Consider the following 18,987-nt stretch of genomic DNA (forward strand, 5'->3'; position numbering starts at 1 on the left):
CGCTCGGGTATACTTCGCCATCCTTTACAAAAGCACTGGAACCGACCCTCGATGCCGAAACCTGTCCTTGCGCTCGACTTATTATTGCTGCCAACCTGGCTGGTACCCGTCGAACCCGCAGGCGTTGTGCTCAAGGAGCATGGCCTGGGCATCCGCGACGGTCGCATCGTGTTTATCGGCCCGCGCAGCGACGCACTGAAGTGTAACGCCGCTGAAGTGCGCGAATTGCCCGGCGTCCTGCTCAGCCCCGGCCTGATCAACGCTCACGGCCATGCGGCAATGACGCTGTTCCGTGGCCTGGCCGATGATCTGCCGCTGATGACCTGGCTGGAAAACCACATCTGGCCGGCCGAAGCCAAATGGGTCGATGAAGACTTCGTTCGTGACGGTACCGATCTGGCCATCGCCGAGCAGATCAAGGGCGGCATCACCTGCTTTTCGGACATGTATTTCTTCCCCAAAGTCGCCAGCGAACGCGTGCATGACAGTGGCATTCGCGCGCAGATCGCCATTCCGATCCTCGACTTCCCGATTCCCGGCGCCTCCAGCGCCGATGAGGCCATTCGCCAAGGTGTCGAGCTGTTCGGCGATCTGAAGCATCACGAGCGCATCAAGATCACCTTCGGCCCTCATGCACCCTACACCGTAGGCGACGAAAATCTCGAGAAAATCCGCGTGATCGCCGAGGAACTGGACGCGTCGATTCACATGCACGTCCACGAAACGGCGTTCGAAGTGCAACAAGCGGTCGAGCAACGCGGTGAACGGCCGCTGGCCCGCCTAGGCCGACTGGGCCTGCTCGGGCCGCGCTTCCAGGCTGTGCACATGACGCAGATCAGCGATGACGACCTGGCGTTGCTGGTAGAAAGCAACACCAGCGTGATCCACTGCCCGGAATCGAACCTCAAACTGGCCAGCGGTTTCTGCCCGGTCGAGCGTTTGTGGCAGGCTGGTGTGAATGTCGCGGTCGGCACCGATGGTGCGGCGAGCAACAATGACCTCGACCTGCTCGGCGAAACCCGTACCGCAGCGCTACTGGCCAAAGCTGTCGCCGGTTCTGCCACTGCGCTCGACGCCCATCGTGCGTTGCGCATGGCCACGCTCAACGGTGCTCGCGCACTGGGAATCGAAGCGCAGGTTGGCTCGCTGGAAATCGGCAAAGCCGCGGACATCGTCGCCTTCGACCTGTCCGGCCTGGCGCAGCAGCCGATCTATGACCCGGTTTCGCAGCTTATATATGCCACCGGGCGCGATTGCGTGAAACACCTGTGGGTCGCCGGCAAACAACTGCTCGACGACCGCCGCCTGACGCGCATGGATGAACAGCAACTGGGCGCCACCGCCCGGGCCTGGGGCCAGCGCATCAGCGGCCACACCGAATCGTAAACACCTCGCAGCCAACCCGCGGGGCTACAGCCTTTTTCAAGTTTTAGAGGATTGAACCATGAGCAACGTCGACCACTCCGAAATCGCCAAATTCGAAGCCCTGGCCCATCGCTGGTGGGACCGTGAAAGCGAGTTCAAACCGCTGCACGACATCAACCCGCTGCGGGTCAACTGGATTGACGAACGGGTCAATCTGGCCGGCAAGAAAGTCCTCGACGTCGGTTGCGGCGGCGGCATCCTCAGTGAAGCCATGGCCCAGCGCGGTGCCACCGTCATGGGCATCGACATGGGCGAAGCGCCGTTGGCGGTCGCGCAGTTGCATCAACTGGAGTCCGGCGTCAGCGTCGAGTACCGCCAGATCACCGCCGAAGACCTGGCCGAGGAAATGCCCGAGCAGTTCGACGTCGTGACTTGCCTGGAAATGCTCGAACACGTGCCTGATCCATCGTCGGTCATCGCCGCTTGCTACCGCATGGTCAAGCCGGGCGGCCAGGTGTTCTTCTCGACCATCAACCGCAACCCGAAGGCGTACCTGTTCGCGATCATCGGCGCCGAATACATCATGAAGCTGCTGCCGCGCGGCACCCACGACTTCAAGAAATTCATTCGTCCGTCCGAGCTGGGTGCCTGGAGCCGCCTGGCCGGCCTGACCGTCAAGGACATCATCGGCCTGACCTACAACCCGCTGACCAAGCACTACAAACTGGCCAACGACGTTGACGTCAACTACATGATCCAGACCCTGCGCGAGGAATAAGCCGATGGCCATCAGAGCAGTTCTTTTCGACATGGACGGCACTCTGCTCGACACCGCGCCGGACTTCATTGCCATCTGCCAGGCGATGCGCGCGGATCGCGGCTTGCCGCCGATCAACGACAAGCACATCCGCGACGAGATTTCCGGTGGCGCCAAAGCCATGGTCGCGGTGACGTTCTCGATGGACCCGGAGTCGCCGGGCTTTGAGGAACTGCGTCTGGAGTTCCTTGAGCGTTACCTCGTCGGTTGCGCGGTGCACAGCAAACTATTCGACGGCATGAGCGAACTGCTGGCCGACATCGAACAGGCCAACCTGATCTGGGGCGTGGTCACCAACAAGCCTGTGCGTTTCGCCGAGCCGATCATGCAGCAACTGGGGTTGGCCGAGCGCTCGGCGCTGCTGATCTGCCCGGATCACGTGAAGAACAGCAAGCCGGATCCGGAGCCGCTGATTCTCGCGTGCAAGATGCTTGATCTGGATCCATCGACCGTTCTGTTTGTGGGCGATGATCTGCGCGATATCGAGTCGGGGCGCGATGCCGGGACCAAAACGGCCGCGGTAACCTACGGCTACATCCATCCGGACGACAACCCGCGGCATTGGGGCGCGGATGTGGTGGTGGATCATCCGCTGGAGTTGCGCAAGGTGCTGGATAGCGCGCTCTGCAGCTGCTGATCAAAGTCAAAAAATCGCCGCCTGCGGCAGCTCCTACAGGGAAGTTATCCAACTCATGCAGGAGCTGCCGCAGGCGGCGATCTTTTAGCTATTAACGGATTGTGAGGTTTTTATGTTTGATTATTCCGCTCGCCCCGAATTGCTCAAGGATCGGGTCATTCTGGTCACTGGTGCCGGTCGTGGCATTGGCGCGGCCGCCGCGAAAACCTATGCCGCCCATGGTGCCACCGTGCTGCTGCTGGGCAAGACCGAAGCCAATCTGACGCAGGTCTACGACGAAATCGAAGCGGCCGGCCATCCGCAACCAGCAGTCATCCCCTTCAACCTCGAAACCGCCCTGCCCCATCAATACGATGAACTGGCAGCGATGATCGAGACCGAGTTCGGCCACCTCGACGGCCTCCTGCACAACGCCTCGATCATCGGCCCGCGCACGCCGATCGAGCAGTTGTCCGGGGAAAACTTCATGCGTGTCATGCAGGTCAACGTCAACGCCATGTTCATGCTGACCAGCACGCTGCTGCCGCTGCTCAAGCTGTCGCAGGATGCGTCGGTGGTGTTTACCTCCAGCAGCGTTGGTCGCAAGGGCCGTGCTTACTGGGGCGCGTACGGTGTGTCGAAATTTGCCACCGAAGGCCTGATGCAAACCCTGGCGGATGAGGTCGACGGCGTGGCGCCGGTGCGCTCCAACAGCATCAACCCGGGCGGCACCCGCACCAGCATGCGAGCACAGGCCTATCCCGGAGAAAACCCGCTGAACAATCCGACCCCGGAGGACATCATGCCGGTCTACCTCTACTTGATGGGCCCCGACAGCACCGGTATCAACGGCCAGGCATTCAACGCACAGTAATGCCATACGTCGCATTTGTAGCCGCGGCGGATTACTGCCGCGGCAGTCATTTGCCGCTATCGGCCGTCACAATAAAGTCAAATATCCAGCACCCCTCCTCCTCGCGACTTCACAAGCCATTGATTCATATGGGTTTAAATAAAACCGAACTGAATGGCACGACTTTCGCTCTAATTTCCCACAAAGCATGCCGTGTGAAGGCAGTGGGGCGAGGCCTGGTTCGATAGCTTACTAATCGTCATCAGGCAGACTAAACTTACGCCAAATGTCCTACGGGACTGATGGATCAGTACGACGCGCAGCCCATAGCCGCTCTCACCCAGCCTGTAAGACAGACTTACTGCTTAGGGGCTCACGCCACATGAAATCACCCTCCCAGACCAATGCAATTGACTTTGACAGTGCCAAATTGCAACGCCTGGGCTTTGGTCAGCTTCCTCCACTTCTGGAACGCCCGACCAGCCTGACGCAATTGCGCCAGCAAATGAGCCTGCAATTGCAAACCAGTCTCGAACCGCAACGCATACTCGGTCTGTTTTTCCGCGAGGTTCAACGCCTTGTGCCGCTTGACGCCTTGAGCTACGAGCACAAGGGCAGCGACTTGCGCCTGGAGTTCGGCGCACGCGGCCACCATTCCGTCAGCTACAGCCTGAGCCACGAAGGCGAGCACATGGGCGAAGTGGTGTTCCGCCGCAATCACCGCTTCAACGAGCAGGATCAGGGCAATCTCGAATCGCTACTGTCGTCGCTGCTATACCCGATGCGCAATGCCCTGCTGTACCGAGCAGCCACCCAGAGCGCGTTGCGTGATCCGCTGACCGGCGCCGGCAATCGCATCGCGATGGAGCAGACGCTGCAACGCGAGATCGAGATGTCTCGCCGGCATGTGCAGCCGCTGTCGGTGTTGATGCTGGATATCGACCACTTCAAGCGCGTCAACGACAGTCACGGCCACAGCGCAGGAGATGACGTGCTTAAAGCCGTAGCTGCGTCGATCAAGAGCCAGTTGCGCAACGTCGACATGGTCTTTCGTTATGGCGGGGAAGAGTTTCTGATCATGCTGTCCAACACCAGCCGGGAAGCGGCAGCGATGGTTGGCGAGCGTCTGCGTTATGCGGCGCAAGCGGCGGAGTATTACGCCGATGGTCAACTGATCGAGCTGACGGTCAGCCTGGGTTGCTCCACCCTGCTACCGGGTGAATCGGCAGAAAGCCTGTTGCGCCGCGCGGACAGTGCGCTGTACGTGGCCAAGCGTGAGGGGCGTAATCGGTTGGCAATGGCGGGCTGAATCCTTCCAGACAGCACAAAACAGTGTGGGAGCGAGCCTGCTCGCGAAAGCGGTGTGTCAGTCAACCGAGTGCTGACTGACACGCCCTCTTCGCGAGCAGGCTCGCTCCCACATTAGCTTTTGGCGAAGCCGGTAATCAGTTTTCGAGCACGGCCCTTCGCTCACGGCTTACCAGCAAGCGTTCGGACGTTTCCAACTGCATGCACCGCTCCAGGAACAGGTACATGTAGTCGTAGCTCTTGCAGATGGCCTGACGCAATTCGACCTGCAAGGCTTTGCTCGGGCTCATGCCAGCGAGGGTGCAGATGATTTCCAGCGCCTCCCATGGGTGAGCATCGTCGTACTGGGCGTGCATCTTCAGCCACTTCATCGCACGCTTGCGATCCTCTTCAGGGAATGCCGCAGCGTACACGCCATTGGAACAGACCAGCGCCGACCACTCCCCGGTCGCGCCTTCGATGGCGTAGTTGGTCGCGGCGATGGCCACAATCAGTGAATCGGCGGAACTGGTATGCCAGCACCAATGACTCAAGGCATGCAGCTCAGGCGGCACATGCTGGGCCTGAAGATCCTCAAGGCTTACACCGTGCGCGCGACTCCAGTGCACCCAATAATCGGCGTGATTGAGTTCGACGCGAATGTTGCGCATCAGCCAGCGCCGCGCCATGTCTTCGCCGGGATGACGGGCAAATCTGGTCTTGGTCAGGTTCTGCGCCATGTACAAGGCGAACTGCTCAACGACCGGCCAGCCCCCGATCAGGTACTGGCGCATGGTTTTGGCGCTGAGTTTGTTATCACGCATGCGCAGATAAAGTTCATGTTCGACAACCCGGCGCTTGCTCTCGCTGCAATCATCTATCAGCTGCTGTGCCCAGCCTGGATAACTTGCGGCTTCCATGAGTGGTCCGGTTCGGTTGAATGTGTCGATCACTGTTCGGCTCCTTTTGATTTGTGATTGTAAGGATCGGCGAGAGATTTCAACGGAACGTGCCAGGCGCTTTGAATAACAGTGGTTGCGGTCTGGCGGGCCGACTTTGCAAACTGTTACAGGTAAACAATTGCGGACGCTCAATAACATAACCTTGTGCGTAATCCACACCAATTTCAAGCAATGCCTGCTCGATCTGAGTTGTTTCAACAAACTCGGCAATTGTCTGCTTACCCATAACATGCCCGATGTGATTGATCACTTCGACCATTGCGCGGTTAATCGGGTCGTCCAGCATATCCTTTACGAAACTCCCGTCGATCTTCAGGAAGTCTACAGGCAAATGTTTCAGATAAGCGAATGAAGACATTCCGGCACAAAAGTCATCCAGAGAGAAGTAGCAACCTAAGCCTTTGAGTTCATTAATAAATCTAATTGCACTGCCCAAGTTTGAAATTGCACTGGTTTCAGTAATTTCAAAACAAATCATTTCAGGCGGTATTGAATAGTTAACAAACTGCTCGCGCAGAAAGTTCAAAAACGCGTCATCTCCTATAGTAATGCCTGACAGATTAATCGCACACATCGCTAATGGGCCTTCATGTTCTTGCGCAATACATTGAGCAATCACCTTGAACACGTTTTGCACTACCCAGCGATCCAGTTGACTCATCAAGCCATAACGTTCTGCAGCAGGAATGAAACTGTCGGGCAGAATCATTCGCCCGGCTTCATCATGCAGACGCAGGAGAATCTCAATGTGCCCGCCCTTGCCCTCACTTGGTTTGAGGGGGGAGATTTCCTGGGCAAAGAGGCAAAAACGGTCCTCTTCCAGCGCCATGTGCAAACGCTGCACCCAAGCCATTTCACCGAAGCGCAGCGACAGTTCGGAGTCGTCGGCGTGATAGACCTGCACCCGGTTGCGGCCTTTTTCCTTGGCCATGTAGCAGGCCATATCTGCTGCTCGCAGCGAGGTTTCGAGGGTCGTCGGGATTTGCGTGATATGCACCAGGCCGATACTGACCGTGGTCTGGAATGGTCGCCCTTTCCATACAAAATGCAGGTTCTGCACGGTATGACGCAGCACCTCGGCAATTTTCTCCGCCGCCTCCGGCGAGCAGTTCTGCAGCAGAATACCGAACTCGTCACCGCCAAGTCGCGCCAGCGTATCGCCCTCGCGCAGGCCTGATTGCAGCAGCGTGCAGATGTGTCGCAACAGTTCATCGCCCGCCGCATGGCCGCAGGTGTCGTTGACCAGTTTGAACTGGTCCAGATCGAGGAACATCAATGCGTGCCGCCCCGCTTGCCGCGTAAGGGTGTGCAGCGCCTGCTCCAGGCGATATTCGAACTCGCGGCGGTTGGCCAGCCCCGTCAGTGCATCGTGGGTGGCCTGCCAGGAGAGATTGGCGATGTATTGGCGTTCCTGGGTCATGTCGTGCAGCACCAGCACCGTGCCGCTGACCTTGCCCGCATTGCGGATCGGCGCGCCCACCAGCGTCACCGACAACGTGCTGCCGTCCAGGCGCTGGATCAGCTTTGAGTGTTCGCTGCCGCCACCGAGTTGACCGCTGAGAATGTGTTCGATCAGCGTCAGACCTTCGGCCTGGGCGTTGTCATCAAGCAAATTGAACAGCGCCGCCAGCGGCAGACCGGCGGCCTGTTCGGCTTTCCAGTGGGTCATGGCTTCGGCGGCGGGGTTCATGTAATCGATGGCCCCCGTCACGTCGGTGGTGATGACGCCATCGCCGATCGATTGCAGGGTGACCTGCGCGCGATCCTTTTCCAATTGCAGCGCCTCGGCAAAGGCGTGGCGCTGCTTGAGCAATTTCTGGGTGCGCAGCAAGGCCAGCACGATAAGCCCCAGTGCCGTGGCCAGGTTGATCGCCAGCAACAGTCGCAGGATCATCCGCGAGCCTTCGCCCAAGGCATCACTGAAGGCTTTCGCCGCCGGAGTCACGGCATCATTGATCGCAAAGATCTGCGCCTTCCAGCGCAGGATATCGGCACTGCTGGCGGTATTCTCGGAAATACTGCGGTGCATCTCGCGCGCGAGATCATCCAGCTCGATCAGATAAGCGTCACCCACCGTCCAGCGGTCGATGGCAGTTTCCAGGTAACTGAAATGACGGAAGTTGAGGTACAGCCAGATCACGCTGGAGACGTCGTCCGGATGGTTGCCACCCTTGAGGATGCCTTCGCGCGCAGCGGCCAGGTCCGGCGGTTGGCGGTCCAGCGCCAGACGCAGCTGATGACCGCCCTGGGGGACGCCAATCGCGGTCTGGTATTTGAGGAATATCTTTTCGTCGCGACTGTCTGCGTACAGATTGAGGTAGTAGATGGCATCTTTCTGGCCCTTGGACCAGAGACTTTCCCCCGCAACGTAGCCGCGAACGGCCGACAGCACGTAAAGGCTCACGCCCCCCAATAACGCTTGAAACAACACGACGGCAATAAATGGCCAGACGATGCCCAACAATCGTGGCGTTCCGAAAGTCCGCTTTTGCTCCATGAGATCCCTTGCGCAAGTACTGCCAGATGAACAACCGGAAAATCCTGCTCCTGACAGCTCAGCCTAGGCTAATTTTTGATATGTCAAAGGGACAGCTCGCCCGTCTGCAACGCTGATCGTGCAACCGACTGATCTTTAGAGGCTTTCCGAACAGGTTTACTCAATGATATTCACACACTGAGGGCAAAAAAGGGCAAGAAACTCAGGGGCGCTGAATCTGCTGCAAATGGCCATACAATTTGGCGTACAGCCCGCCGTCGGCAATCAACTGCTGGTGATCGCCATCTTCGGCCACTTGTCCGCCGTCGAATACCAGCACCCGATCAGCCTGCTTCACTGCCGATAACCGGTGCGCAATGATCAGCGTGGTGCGGCCATGTAGGAACCGCGCCAAGGCTTGATGCAGGTTGTATTCGGTGGCGGCGTCGAGGGCCGAAGTGGCTTCGTCGAGGATCACCACTTTTGGCTCGGCGAGGATCATCCGTGCAATTGCCAGGCGCTGGCGCTGACCACCAGACAAGCGCACGCCGGAACGGCCAACGATGCTGTCGAGTCCATCCGGCAAGGCGCGGATAGCGGGTTCGAGCTGAGCGATTTCCAGCGCCTGCCAGCAGGCTTCGTCGCTGCGCGTGCGGCCCATCGTCAAGTTGGCGCGTACGGTGTCATTGAACAGCGCCGGATGCTGCAACACCACCGCGACGTTTTCCCGAACCGTCTCAAGACCGATTTCCTGCTGGGTCGAACCGCCAAAGCGAATCGTCCCGGCCAGCGGCGTGTACAGCCCCAGAAGCAATTGCACCAGGGTGCTTTTACCACCACCACTGGCGCCGACAATCGCGACTTTCTCTCCTGGCGCGATGGACAGATTCAACTGATCCAGCACCGGTTCATCGCCGTAACCGAAGCTCAGGCCTTGCACCTCGATGCCCACGGTATCGCGGCCCTTGAACGGATCGACGCCGCCCGGATACTGCGGCTCATCGGCCCGCGCCAGCAGTTCGTTGATCCGCGCCAGCGCCCCGCCCGCCGCGTAATAGGCGTATTGCAGGTTGAGCAGTTGCTCCACCGGGCCGATCATGAACCACAGGTAACTGAACACCGCGAGCATCTGCCCGATCGACAGGTCGGAGAACAGCACGGTGAGCATCGCCGCGGCGCGAAAGATGTCGATACCGAACTGGAACAGCAGGCCACTGGCACGGTTGGAGGCGTCGGTTTTCCATTGCGAGTTGATCGCGTAGTTACGCACCTCCTGCGCCCGCAAACCGAGCCGGCCGAGGAAGAAACCCTGACGGTTGCCCGCCCGCACTTCCTGAATCGAGTCGAGGGTTTCGCTCAGCGCCTGGGTGAAACGCGCGGTGCTGTCGTTCTCGAGTTTCTTCAGGTGTTTGACGCGTTTGCCCAACTGCACCGTGGCGTAGATCACCAACGGGTTGAACAGCAGAATCAGCAGCGCCAGTTTCCAGTGCATCCACATCAGGATGCTCGCGGTGCCGACCAGCGTCAGCATCGCCACCAGAAACCGGCTGAGGGTTTCACCGACAAACTTGTCGAGGGTGTCGAGATCGGTGACCAGATGGGTGGTCACCGTGCCGCTGCCCAGACTTTCATATTCGGCGAGGGAAATACGCTTCAGCCGTTCGATCAAGCGCACGCGGATGCGATAGACGATGTCCTTGGCCAAACGCGCAAACAGCCGCGACTGCAACACGCCAAAGCCCAACGCACCGCAACGCAGGGTCAAGGTTACCACCAGCATCAGGCCGATATAGCCCGCCGCTTGCTGCCACATCGTCGGTAACAGGTGATTCATCACCTTCAGCGCCGCATCGCCGTGGCCGAGCAGGACTTCGTCCACCAGCAATGGCAGCAGCAACGGAATCGGCACGCTGCACAGCGTGGCCAGAACGGCGACGCCGTTGGCGATCCACAGGGATTTTTTGTGAGTGAGTGCCAGTCGCCGGACTTCTGCCCAGCTCAGCCGGTCGATACGCTTTGCGGCTGGCGTGTCATCGGCCCGGTCAGGCACAGGCTGCGCGCTCCAGCCATCGGCCCAGCAATGGCGACAGTTCGCTGAGCGGTTGATAACCGTTGGTCAGCAATGCCAGCTGGCCGTTGCGTTCGGCGAGCAACGTGGGGAAACCGGCGATGCCGAGATCCTGCACCCAGCTGAAATCGGCCTGAGTGGCCTTGTGTTGATCGGCATGATCGAACAACGCAGCGAACTCGATGCGCGGCACGCCCGCCTGCTCCGCCAACTCGACCAGCACGCTGGCCTGAGTGACATCGCGACCTTCAGCGTAAAACGCCTGCTGGATCAGTTCGACCAGTTTCCACGCACAATCCGGCGCCAGGCTGCGTGCAGTGACAATCGCACGGCAGGCCGGCTCGGTGTCGTAGACAAAACCCTCGGGCAACGCACCGTCAAGCTTGAACGGCTGACCCGTGGCCTCGGTGACCGCTTGCCAGTGTTCAAGAATGTAGCGGCGGGTGGTCGGCTCCAGCGCCGAACCGCTGCCGGTGCGCAATCCGCCCACCACCAGATGCAGCTCGACCCCGGCTGCCTGCGCTTGCTCGACCAGTGCCTTGGCCACCGGAGCAAATCCCCAGCACCAGGAACACATCGGATCCATCACATAGAGCAGGCGCGCAGACATGGTTAAGCCTCGGTGGATGCTTGCTTGTAGTTAAAGCCGATCGGGTGCGGCTGGTTGCGGGCCTTGGCCAGTTCGATCTGCTTCTGCCGGTCGATGGCGCTGCGGCGAGTCTTCTCGCTCAGCGTGTTCCAGCAATGCGGGCAACTGATGCCAGCGACGTAGTGCTCGGAGGTGCGATCTTCAACGCTGACCGGTGTGCGGCAAGCATGACATTGATCGTAGTCGCCTTCGGTGAGGTCGTGGCGCACAGTCACCCGGTTGTCGAACACAAAGCAGTCGCCCTGCCACTTGGTTTCTTCCTGCGGCACCTCTTCGAGGTACTTCAGAATGCCACCCTTGAGGTGGTAAACCTCTTCAAAGCCTTCGCCCAACATGTAGCTCGATGCCTTTTCGCAGCGGATGCCACCGGTGCAGAACATTGCGACCTTCTTGTGCACGGCCGGGTCGAAGTGCGCTTTGATGTAGTCGGGGAATTCGCGAAAACTGGTGGTTTTCGGATCGATGGCGCCTTCGAAGGTGCCGATCGACACTTCGTAATCGTTGCGCGTGTCGATCAACAGCACTTCAGGGTCGCTGATCAACGCGTTCCAGTCTTGCGGATCAACGTAGGTGCCGACCTTTTTGTTCGGGTCGACGCCGTCAACACCGAGGGTGACGATCTCTTTCTTCAGTTTGACCTTGGTGCGGTAGAACGGCTGCTCGTCGCAGTACGACTCTTTGTGGTCGATGTCGATCATGCGCGGGTCGTTCTTCAGCCAGGCGAGCAGGCCATCGATGCCTTCGCGAGTGCCGGAAACCGTGCCGTTGATGCCTTCTTCGGCAATCAGCAAGGTGCCTTTGATGCCGTTGTCGACCATCGCTTGCAGCAGCGGCTCGCGCAGGTTGACGTAATCTTCGAGGGTGACGAACTTATACAGTGCCGCCACGACAATCGGTTGTGTCATGGGTATTTCTCCAGGTGGCTACCCTCGTAAAGGGTGAACCGGATGCGAAAAAAAACGCGCCGGGTGAGCGGCGCGTTGCGGATTCTAGCAAAAAAGCAGCTTCGAGCGGCGAGCTTCCAGCGACAAGCCAAAACCTGTCCGCCATTGCCTTGCAGCTTACCGCTTGAAGCTTATCGCTGCTTTCCTCCGGCACAGGTTGGCGACGCGGGGGCGGCGCCAGTCTCTGCCCATTCCTGCGGGGTGTAGGTGTGCAGCGCCAACGCATGGAACTCGCCCATCAGCTCGCCGAGCGTGCCGTAGACTTTCTGGTGGCGCTTGACCCGGCTCAGCCCTTCGAACTGCGCGCTGACTACCACGGCCTTGTAGTGAGTCTGTAACCCACGACTGTGCATATGGCTTTCATCCAGCACTTGCAGATGCTCGGGCTGAAGCAGCGCCAGCGTCGATTCAATGCGTTGTTGCATGGTCATCACGAACTCCGCTTACTTCTTCTTGGCCGCAGGAGCTGCAGGGGCCAACTCTTTGGTCATGTCTTCCAGCAGCTTGTTGACTACCGGCACGGCGCTTTCCAGCTTGGCCTGCGTCATCTGGGCCGATTGCTGAGTCAGCTGCGGCATTTTTTCCAGGACTTTCTTGCCCAGTGGCGACTTGTAGAACGCGACGAGGTCCTTGAGTTCGGACTCGCTGAAGTTGGTGGTGTAGAGCTTGACCATGTCCGGCTTGAGCTTGTTCCAGCCGATGGCCTGGTCCAGCGCAGCGTTAGCCTTGGCCTGATAGGTTTCCAGCACGGCTTTCTTGGCTTCCGGGGCTTTGGTCTGCTCAAAACGCTGGGCAAACATTTGCTGTACTTGCATGTACACCGGGGTGCCCAGTTTGTCAGCGTGCGCCAGAGTCAGGAAAGCTTCGGCACTGGCGTTGTGGCTGGCGGTATCGGCGAGGGCCTGGCCGCTGGCGCAAACCAGGGCTACTGCGGTACAGATGGCACGAAGACGAGTCATCGAGTTTCCTTTTCAGCTAGGCGAGGTAAAACCCCAAGGGCGCCCATTCTGCGCCTAACATTCATCGCGGCTCAACCCCCAAAGCCTTGCCGTGCTTGATTGGCGGGGTTTTACCGGTCAACAATCGATTCGAGGGAACCACCAGGGCCGACACCGGCCTAAACTGCGCAAACAGACCAACAGGAGTGTGCACGATGAGCCGTATCGAAACCGACAGCCTGGGCCAGATCGAGGTCCCGGACGACGCATACTGGGGTGCTCAGACGCAACGCTCGCTGATCAACTTCGCCATTGGCCAGGAACGCATGCCGCTGCCGGTACTGCACGCCCTGGCCCTGATCAAGAAAGCCGCCGCGCGGGTCAACGACCGCAACGGTGACCTGCCCGCCGACATTGCCCGCCTGATCGAGCAGGCTGCCGACGAAGTCCTCGACGGCCAGCACGACGACCAGTTCCCGCTGGTGGTCTGGCAGACCGGCAGCGGCACTCAAAGCAACATGAACGTCAACGAAGTGATCGCCGGTCGCGCCAACGAACTGGCCGGCAATCCACGCGGCGGCAAGACCCCGGTCCACCCGAACGATCACGTCAATCGCTCGCAAAGCTCCAACGACTGCTTCCCCACTGCCATGAGCATCGCCACGGTCAAAGCCGTGCAAGAGCAGTTGCTGCCCTCGATTGCCGAGCTGTCAGGTGGCTTGGCTGAACTGGCAGCACGGCATATGAAACTGGTGAAAACCGGCCGCACGCACATGATGGACGCGACGCCGATTACCTTCGGTCAGGAATTGTCGGGCTTCATAGCGCAACTGGATTACGCCGAGCGAGCGATCCGCGCGGCACTGCCGGCGGTGTGTGAACTGGCGCAGGGCGGTACCGCCGTCGGTACCGGGCTGAATTCGCCGCACGGTTTTGGCGAGGCCATTGCGGCAGAGCTCGCTGCGTTGTCCGGCCTGCCCTTCATCACCGCGCCGAACAAATTTGCCGCGCTGGCCGGCCATGAACCGCTGACCAGTCTGTCCGGCGCGTTGAAAACCCTCGCCGTGGCCCTGATGAAAATCGCCAACGACCTGCGCTTGCTCGGCTCGGGCCCCCGCGCAGGTTTCGCTGAAGTGCGCTTGCCGGCCAACGAGCCGGGCAGCTCGATCATGCCGGGCAAGGTCAATCCGACCCAGTGCGAAGCGCTGTCGATGCTCGCCTGCCAGGTGCTGGGCAATGACGTGACGATCGGCATTGCCGCGAGCCAGGGCCACTTGCAGTTGAACGTGTACAAACCGGTGATCATCCACAACCTGCTGCAATCGATCCGCTTGCTCAGTGACGGTTGCAGCAACTTCCAGCAGCACTGCATCGCAGGACTCGAGCCGGATGCGCAGGTCATGGCCCAGCATCTGGAGCGCGGTCTGATGCTGGTTACGGCGTTGAACCCGCACATCGGTTATGACAAGTCCGCAGAAATCGCCAAGAAGGCTTACAGCGAAGGTCTGACCTTGCGCGAAGCGGCGCTGGAGTTGGGCTATCTGACTGATGAAGAGTTTGATGCCTGGGTGCGGCCGGAGAACATGATCGAGGCTGGCGCCAAAGGCTAGAAGCAAAAAGATCGCAGCCTGCGGCAGCTCCTACAGGGGAACGCATTCCAACTGTAGGAGCTGCCGCAGGCTGCGATCTTTTGACCTTCAAGCCATCCGCAGCCGCCGCGCCTTGAGCCCGGCAATCAACGAAGGCCCCAACGCCACCAGCGCCGAACCCAGCACCACCAGCACCGCCCCGCCATACCCAAGCGCATTGATCTGCTCGGCATGCACGTATTCCGGCCAGATCCCGGCCGCAATCGCCACCGCCACGAACGTCACCAACGGCGTGATCGCCAGCGTCGCACTGACACGGGAAGCCTCCCAATGCGCCAGCGCTTCGGCAAACGCGCCGTAGGCAATCAGCGTGTTCATGCAGCACGCCAGCAGCAGCCAGCCCTGCACCGGGCTCAACTCAAGCGCTTCGAGTGGATGCACCCAGGGTGTCAGCAACAACGCGCAAAACAGGTAAATCACCATCATCACCTGCAACGAATTCCACACCGACAGCAATTGCTTCTGGCCCAAGGCGTAGAACGTCCACACGGTCGATGCCAACAGCACCAGTAATACGCCCGCGGTGTAATCCGACAATGAGGTCAGCAACTCCGCGAGCCGCTGATTGAAAAACAGCACAAAACCGATCAGCAACACCGCCAGGCCAATGCCTTGCCCGATGCTGAAACGCTCCTTGAACACAAACAGACTGGCGATCAGCAACATGATCGGGCCCATCTGCACCACCAGTTGCGCGGTGCCGGGGCTGAGCAGGTTAAGCCCCATCAGGTACAGCACGTAGTTGCCGACCAGCCCGAGCACCGCCATCAGCACCAGCCAGCCGCCCTTGGGCCCGAGCACTTTGCGGCTCGGCAGGCGCTTGACCGCGGCCAGGTAAATGAACAGGCAGCCGCCGGACACCAGCAGACGAAACCAGGTCACCGTGACCGGGTCCATCACCAGCAACACCTGTTTGAGCTTTATCGGGAGGATGCCCCACAGAAACGCAGTCAGCAGCGCCAGGAACAAACCGTAGGCCCAGCGCCCAGATGAAATGTGCATGCGAACCCCAAAGCCTGCTGACTGGAGCGCTCATTCTAGGCCTCGCGCCTGATGCAACACAGGGACAGTTAGAGCCGGGCCGCAAATGAAACTGTACAGGTCGCTGCATCAAGTTGACGCAACGCCGTTGATCGGCTGAACAGGCGGGCCAAGTGGTTCAGACATAAGCTCATTCGATCCAGCCCAAGCGTTGCATCAGCAGGGAGACCGATCATGTTAGGCATGCGCGCCCAAGACCCCGCCCCGGCCACGCACTTTCGCAGTGACCGAGTGTGTCGGGTTAATGGCGAACTGTTTTTCAGCACCCGGGAAAATACCCTTGAGGGGCCGTTTGACAGCCATGAGAAGGCTGAGCAGGAGATAAAGGCCTACATCGCGCGGATGCAACTTCAGGATTCCAATCGCTGATCCTTGGTGAATTCATACGCGAGCAGGCTCGCTCCCACAGGGAACTGCATTCCAATGTGGGAGCGAGCCTGCTCGCGAAAGCGGTAGATCATTCAACACATTTTTCTGCGTTTAAAGCACCGCCTCAAACAACCCCGTCGCCCCCATCCCGCCGCCCACGCACATGGTGACGATGCCGTAACGCAAGTTACGCCGTTGCAACTCCCGCACCAGATGCCCGACCTGCCGCGACCCGGTCATGCCGAACGGGTGGCCGATGGAAATCGAGCCGCCATTGACGTTGTATTTGTCGTTATCGATCTCCAGCCGATCACGGCTGTACAGGCACTGTGAAGCAAACGCCTCGTTCAACTCCCACAAGTCGATGTCAGCCACCTGCAAGCCCTTGGCCTTGAGCAGTTTCGGCACCGAGAAAACCGGGCCGATGCCCATCTCGTCCGGCTCGCAACCGGCCACGGTGAAACCGCGGAAAAACGCCTTCGGCTTGAGCCCCAGTTGCAGCGCCTTTTGCAGGCTCATCACCAGCGTCATCGACGCGCCGTCGGACAGTTGCGACGAGTTGCCAGCCGTCACCGAACCATCGTCGGCGAACACTGGTTTAAGCCCGGCAAGGCTTTCATAAGTAGTGTCCGGACGGTTGCAGTCGTCGCGCTCGACGACGCCATCGAGGATCTGCACTTCGCCGCTGTTCTTGTCCTCGACGCGATACTTCACCGCCATCGGCACGATTTCATCGTCGAACAAACCGGCCGCCTGGGCTTGTGCGGTGCGCAGCTGACTTTGCAGCGCGTAGCGATCCTGCGCCTCACGGCTGACACCATAACGACGTGCAACCACTTCGGCGGTCTGGCCCATCGTGTAATAGATGCCAGGCGTTTGTTGCTTGAGCAGCGGGTTGATCAGGTGGTCGGTGTTAACGCTGTTCATCGTCAGGCTGATCGATTCGACGCCGCCCGCGACGATGATGTCGCTGCAGCCCGAGGCGATCTGGTTGGCGGCAATCGCAATAGCCTGCAAGCCCGAGGAACAGAAACGATTGAGGGTCATGCCGGCGGTGCCGGTCCCCAGACGCGAAAGCACCGCGACGTTGCGACCGATGTTGTAGCCCTGCGCGCCCTCGTTGGAGCCGGCACCGACGATGCAATCCTCGACACTGGTCGGGTCGATGTCATTGCGTGTCAGCAGCGCGTTGACGCAATGAGCCGCCATGTCATCGGGACGGGTCTGGTTGAACTTGCCGCGAAAGGATTTGGCCAGGCCGGTCCGTACGCTGTCGACGATCACCACTTCACGCATGGCATACCTCATTGTTGTTATCGGTTGAGAGTGGACCTGAGCATAAGTCCACCCCATTACCGACCGCGACAATCATTCACCCCGCGTATGCGTGCCCATCGTTTCAATCCTTGTGCTTTTTGGCCTTCTTGTCGGATTTCTCGAAGGCTTCTTCCAAAGCAAGGTTGATCGTGCGCAACACTTTGACCCGCGCCCAGCGCTTGTCATTGGCCTCGACCAGCGTCCACGGCGAGATTTCGGTGCTGGTGCGATCAACCATGTCGCCCACTGCGGTGCGATAGGCGTCCCACTTGTCGCGGTTGCGCCAGTCGTCTTCGGTGATCTTGAAGCGTTTGAAGGGGATCTCTTCGCGTTCCTGGAAACGCTTCATTTGTGTGTCCTTGTCGATCGCCAGCCAGAACTTGACCACAATCACGCCAGCATCGGCGAGCTGCTCTTCAAAGTCGTTGATCTCGCTGTAGGCGCGCAACCAGTCGGCCGGCGGGCAGAAACCCTCGATGCGCTCCACCAAAACCCGGCCGTACCACGAACGATCGAACACGGTGAACTTGCCCCGCGCCGGCAGATGCCGCCAGAAACGCCAAAGATACGGTTGCGCGCGTTCCTCTTCGGTCGGCGCGGCAATCGGCACGATGCCGTATTGGCGCGGATCGAGTGCCGCCGCTACCCGGCGAATCGCCCCGCCCTTGCCCGCCGCATCGTTACCTTCGAACACCGCAACCAAGGCGTGCCGACGCATGCGCTTGTCACGCATCAGCCCGGACAGCCGCGCCTGCTCGGTGATCAATTGTTCTTCGTAGTCTTTCTTTTCCAGGTGTTGGCTGAGGTCCAGGCTGTCGAGCAGGTTCAACTGATCGACCGCAGTGCCCAGCGGCGCGGCGCTGACTTCGTGAGGATGAACGTCCGGACGCTTCAGGGCAGCTTGCAAACCTTCAAGGAGAATCTTGCCCACCGCCAGACTGCGATAGTTGGCATCCGCGCCTTCGATGACGTGCCACGGCGCGTAGTCGCGGCTGGTGCGGCGCAGCACGCGCTCGCCGTATTTGACGAACTTGTCGTAGGTCTGCGATTGCTGCCAGTCCAGCGGGCTGATGCGCCAACTGTGCAGCGGATCGTCGGCGAGAGCCTTGAGCCGCGCCTTCATTTGTTTTTTGGACAGGTGAAACCAGAACTTGAAGATCAGCGCGCCTTCATCGCAAAGCATCTTTTCCAGACGCTCGGCGCCGGCGATCGCCTGATCCAGCCGCGGGTCCTTGAACAAACCATGCACACGGCCCTGGAGCATCTGGCTGTACCAGTTGCCGAAGAAAATCCCCATCCGTCCCTTGGCTGGCAGCATCCGCCAGTAGCGCCACGCCGGTGGTCGCGCCAGCTCTTCATCCGTCTGCTGGTCGAAGGTGCGCACCTCGATCAGTCGCGGGTCCATCCACTCGTTGAGCAACTTGACCGTCTCGCCCTTGCCCGCGCCTTCGATGCCGTTGATCAACACGATTACAGGGAAACGCTTTTGCTGCTGCAATTCGAACTGGGCTTCGAGCAGTGCTTCACGCAGCGCAGGGACGGCAGCCTCGTAGGTGTCTTTGTCGATGGCATGACCGATTTCAGCGGATTCAAACATTGGACGGCTCCTTCCAGAATTCAGCAAGACTAGCGGATT

At 59.6% G+C, this 18,987-nt stretch carries 17 protein-coding genes; 7 read left to right on the forward strand and 10 right to left on the reverse strand.

What is annotated here, in order from left to right:
* The first annotated feature begins 51 nt into the window (after positions 1–51).
* The 5 genes from AB4P97_RS15120 (at position 52) to AB4P97_RS15140 (ending at position 4,960) form a co-directional block, all read left to right on the forward strand.
* The gene (locus AB4P97_RS15120; RefSeq protein WP_042560366.1) at positions 52–1,386 is read left to right on the forward strand and encodes a TRZ/ATZ family hydrolase; all 1,335 of its coding nucleotides are present in this window, start codon (positions 52–54) and stop codon (positions 1,384–1,386) included.
* Positions 1,387–1,444: 58 nt separating this feature from the next.
* Entirely contained in the window at positions 1,445–2,143 is a 699-nt protein-coding gene (ubiG, locus tag AB4P97_RS15125) for a bifunctional 2-polyprenyl-6-hydroxyphenol methylase/3-demethylubiquinol 3-O-methyltransferase UbiG (protein ID WP_042560367.1), read from the forward strand.
* A 4-nt stretch (positions 2,144–2,147) separates the two neighbouring features.
* Complete coding sequence (mupP, locus tag AB4P97_RS15130) at positions 2,148–2,819, forward strand: N-acetylmuramic acid 6-phosphate phosphatase MupP (protein WP_042560368.1); 672 nt, start codon at positions 2,148–2,150, stop codon at positions 2,817–2,819.
* 112 nt (positions 2,820–2,931) lie between these two features.
* Positions 2,932–3,672 carry a YciK family oxidoreductase gene (locus tag AB4P97_RS15135; protein WP_042560369.1) on the forward strand — a complete coding sequence of 247 codons (741 nt, stop codon included), beginning with the start codon at positions 2,932–2,934 and terminating at the stop codon, positions 3,670–3,672.
* 361 nt (positions 3,673–4,033) lie between these two features.
* Positions 4,034–4,960 (forward strand): GGDEF domain-containing protein, encoded by a 927-nt coding sequence (locus AB4P97_RS15140; RefSeq protein ID WP_042560370.1) that lies wholly within the window; start codon positions 4,034–4,036, stop codon positions 4,958–4,960.
* Between the two features lie 136 nt (positions 4,961–5,096).
* Here AB4P97_RS15140 and AB4P97_RS15145 read toward each other — a convergent pair whose 3' ends face one another.
* From AB4P97_RS15145 to AB4P97_RS15175, 7 genes are all read right to left on the reverse strand, one after another.
* Positions 5,097–5,858 carry a TenA family transcriptional regulator gene (locus AB4P97_RS15145; protein WP_215729250.1) on the reverse strand — a complete coding sequence of 254 codons (762 nt, stop codon included), beginning with the start codon at positions 5,856–5,858 and terminating at the stop codon, positions 5,097–5,099.
* A 79-nt stretch (positions 5,859–5,937) separates the two neighbouring features.
* Positions 5,938–8,397: an EAL domain-containing protein gene (locus AB4P97_RS15150; protein WP_200616951.1), complete on the reverse strand. Its 2,460-nt coding sequence runs from the start codon at positions 8,395–8,397 to the stop codon at positions 5,938–5,940.
* A 202-nt stretch (positions 8,398–8,599) separates the two neighbouring features.
* Complete coding sequence (locus AB4P97_RS15155) at positions 8,600–10,426, reverse strand: ABC transporter ATP-binding protein (RefSeq protein WP_395598286.1); 1,827 nt, start codon at positions 10,424–10,426, stop codon at positions 8,600–8,602.
* On the reverse strand, positions 10,419–11,021 hold the full coding sequence (locus AB4P97_RS15160; RefSeq protein ID WP_200892979.1) for a DsbA family protein: 603 nt from the start codon (positions 11,019–11,021) through the stop codon (positions 10,419–10,421). The genes AB4P97_RS15155 and AB4P97_RS15160 overlap by 8 nt, the downstream gene beginning before the upstream one ends.
* Before the next feature lie 35 nt (positions 11,022–11,056).
* Positions 11,057–11,998 (reverse strand): rhodanese-related sulfurtransferase, encoded by a 942-nt coding sequence (locus tag AB4P97_RS15165; RefSeq protein ID WP_042560375.1) that lies wholly within the window; start codon positions 11,996–11,998, stop codon positions 11,057–11,059.
* Between the two features lie 170 nt (positions 11,999–12,168).
* On the reverse strand, positions 12,169–12,468 hold the full coding sequence (locus tag AB4P97_RS15170; protein WP_047302463.1) for a BolA family transcriptional regulator: 300 nt from the start codon (positions 12,466–12,468) through the stop codon (positions 12,169–12,171).
* Positions 12,469–12,480: 12 nt separating this feature from the next.
* The gene (locus AB4P97_RS15175) at positions 12,481–12,996 is read right to left on the reverse strand and encodes a DUF2059 domain-containing protein (RefSeq protein WP_042560377.1); all 516 of its coding nucleotides are present in this window, start codon (positions 12,994–12,996) and stop codon (positions 12,481–12,483) included.
* A 194-nt stretch (positions 12,997–13,190) separates the two neighbouring features.
* Here AB4P97_RS15175 and AB4P97_RS15180 point away from each other — a divergent pair, with 194 nt between their 5' ends.
* On the forward strand, positions 13,191–14,585 hold the full coding sequence (locus AB4P97_RS15180) for a class II fumarate hydratase (protein WP_042560378.1): 1,395 nt from the start codon (positions 13,191–13,193) through the stop codon (positions 14,583–14,585).
* 87 nt (positions 14,586–14,672) lie between these two features.
* On the opposite strand, the gene AB4P97_RS15185 is transcribed toward AB4P97_RS15180, so the two are convergent.
* A complete protein-coding gene (locus tag AB4P97_RS15185; RefSeq protein WP_047302466.1) occupies positions 14,673–15,626 on the reverse strand; it encodes a DMT family transporter in 954 nt (317 codons plus the stop codon).
* 213 nt (positions 15,627–15,839) lie between these two features.
* Between AB4P97_RS15185 and AB4P97_RS15190 the strand changes: the two genes are divergently transcribed.
* Complete coding sequence (locus AB4P97_RS15190; protein WP_042560379.1) at positions 15,840–16,034, forward strand: DUF6316 family protein; 195 nt, start codon at positions 15,840–15,842, stop codon at positions 16,032–16,034.
* A 111-nt stretch (positions 16,035–16,145) separates the two neighbouring features.
* On the opposite strand, the gene AB4P97_RS15195 is transcribed toward AB4P97_RS15190, so the two are convergent.
* Both AB4P97_RS15195 and pap read right to left on the reverse strand, forming a co-directional pair.
* On the reverse strand, positions 16,146–17,330 hold the full coding sequence (locus tag AB4P97_RS15195) for a thiolase family protein (RefSeq protein WP_395601285.1): 1,185 nt from the start codon (positions 17,328–17,330) through the stop codon (positions 16,146–16,148).
* 103 nt (positions 17,331–17,433) lie between these two features.
* Positions 17,434–18,948, reverse strand: coding sequence for a polyphosphate:AMP phosphotransferase (gene pap, locus AB4P97_RS15200; RefSeq protein ID WP_042560381.1), 1,515 nt, complete (start codon positions 18,946–18,948; stop codon positions 17,434–17,436).
* Between the last annotated feature and the right edge of the window lie 39 nt (positions 18,949–18,987).

Source organism: Pseudomonas sp. A1230 (assembly GCF_044218825.1).
Classification (GTDB): Bacteria; Pseudomonadota; Gammaproteobacteria; order Pseudomonadales; family Pseudomonadaceae; genus Aquipseudomonas; species Aquipseudomonas iridis.

Bases quoted from the DNA above. Each gene is read 5' to 3' on its own strand.
- AB4P97_RS15120 (WP_042560366.1), top strand. From the start codon at position 52: ATGCCGAAACCTGTCCTTGCGCTCGACTTATTATTGCTGCCAACCTGG.
- ubiG (WP_042560367.1), top strand. From the start codon at position 1,445: ATGAGCAACGTCGACCACTCCGAAATCGCCAAATTCGAAGCCCTGGCC.
- mupP (WP_042560368.1), top strand. From the start codon at position 2,148: ATGGCCATCAGAGCAGTTCTTTTCGACATGGACGGCACTCTGCTCGAC.
- AB4P97_RS15135 (WP_042560369.1), top strand. From the start codon at position 2,932: ATGTTTGATTATTCCGCTCGCCCCGAATTGCTCAAGGATCGGGTCATT.
- AB4P97_RS15140 (WP_042560370.1), top strand. From the start codon at position 4,034: ATGAAATCACCCTCCCAGACCAATGCAATTGACTTTGACAGTGCCAAA.
- AB4P97_RS15145 (WP_215729250.1), bottom strand. From the start codon at position 5,858: ATGGAAGCCGCAAGTTATCCAGGCTGGGCACAGCAGCTGATAGATGAT.
- AB4P97_RS15150 (WP_200616951.1), bottom strand. From the start codon at position 8,397: ATGGAGCAAAAGCGGACTTTCGGAACGCCACGATTGTTGGGCATCGTC.
- AB4P97_RS15160 (WP_200892979.1), bottom strand. From the start codon at position 11,021: ATGTGTTCCTGGTGCTGGGGATTTGCTCCGGTGGCCAAGGCACTGGTC.
- AB4P97_RS15165 (WP_042560375.1), bottom strand. From the start codon at position 11,998: ATGACACAACCGATTGTCGTGGCGGCACTGTATAAGTTCGTCACCCTC.
- AB4P97_RS15170 (WP_047302463.1), bottom strand. From the start codon at position 12,468: ATGACCATGCAACAACGCATTGAATCGACGCTGGCGCTGCTTCAGCCC.
- AB4P97_RS15175 (WP_042560377.1), bottom strand. From the start codon at position 12,996: ATGACTCGTCTTCGTGCCATCTGTACCGCAGTAGCCCTGGTTTGCGCC.
- AB4P97_RS15180 (WP_042560378.1), top strand. From the start codon at position 13,191: ATGAGCCGTATCGAAACCGACAGCCTGGGCCAGATCGAGGTCCCGGAC.
- AB4P97_RS15185 (WP_047302466.1), bottom strand. From the start codon at position 15,626: ATGCACATTTCATCTGGGCGCTGGGCCTACGGTTTGTTCCTGGCGCTG.
- AB4P97_RS15190 (WP_042560379.1), top strand. From the start codon at position 15,840: ATGTTAGGCATGCGCGCCCAAGACCCCGCCCCGGCCACGCACTTTCGC.
- AB4P97_RS15195 (WP_395601285.1), bottom strand. From the start codon at position 17,330: ATGCGTGAAGTGGTGATCGTCGACAGCGTACGGACCGGCCTGGCCAAA.
- pap (WP_042560381.1), bottom strand. From the start codon at position 18,948: ATGTTTGAATCCGCTGAAATCGGTCATGCCATCGACAAAGACACCTAC.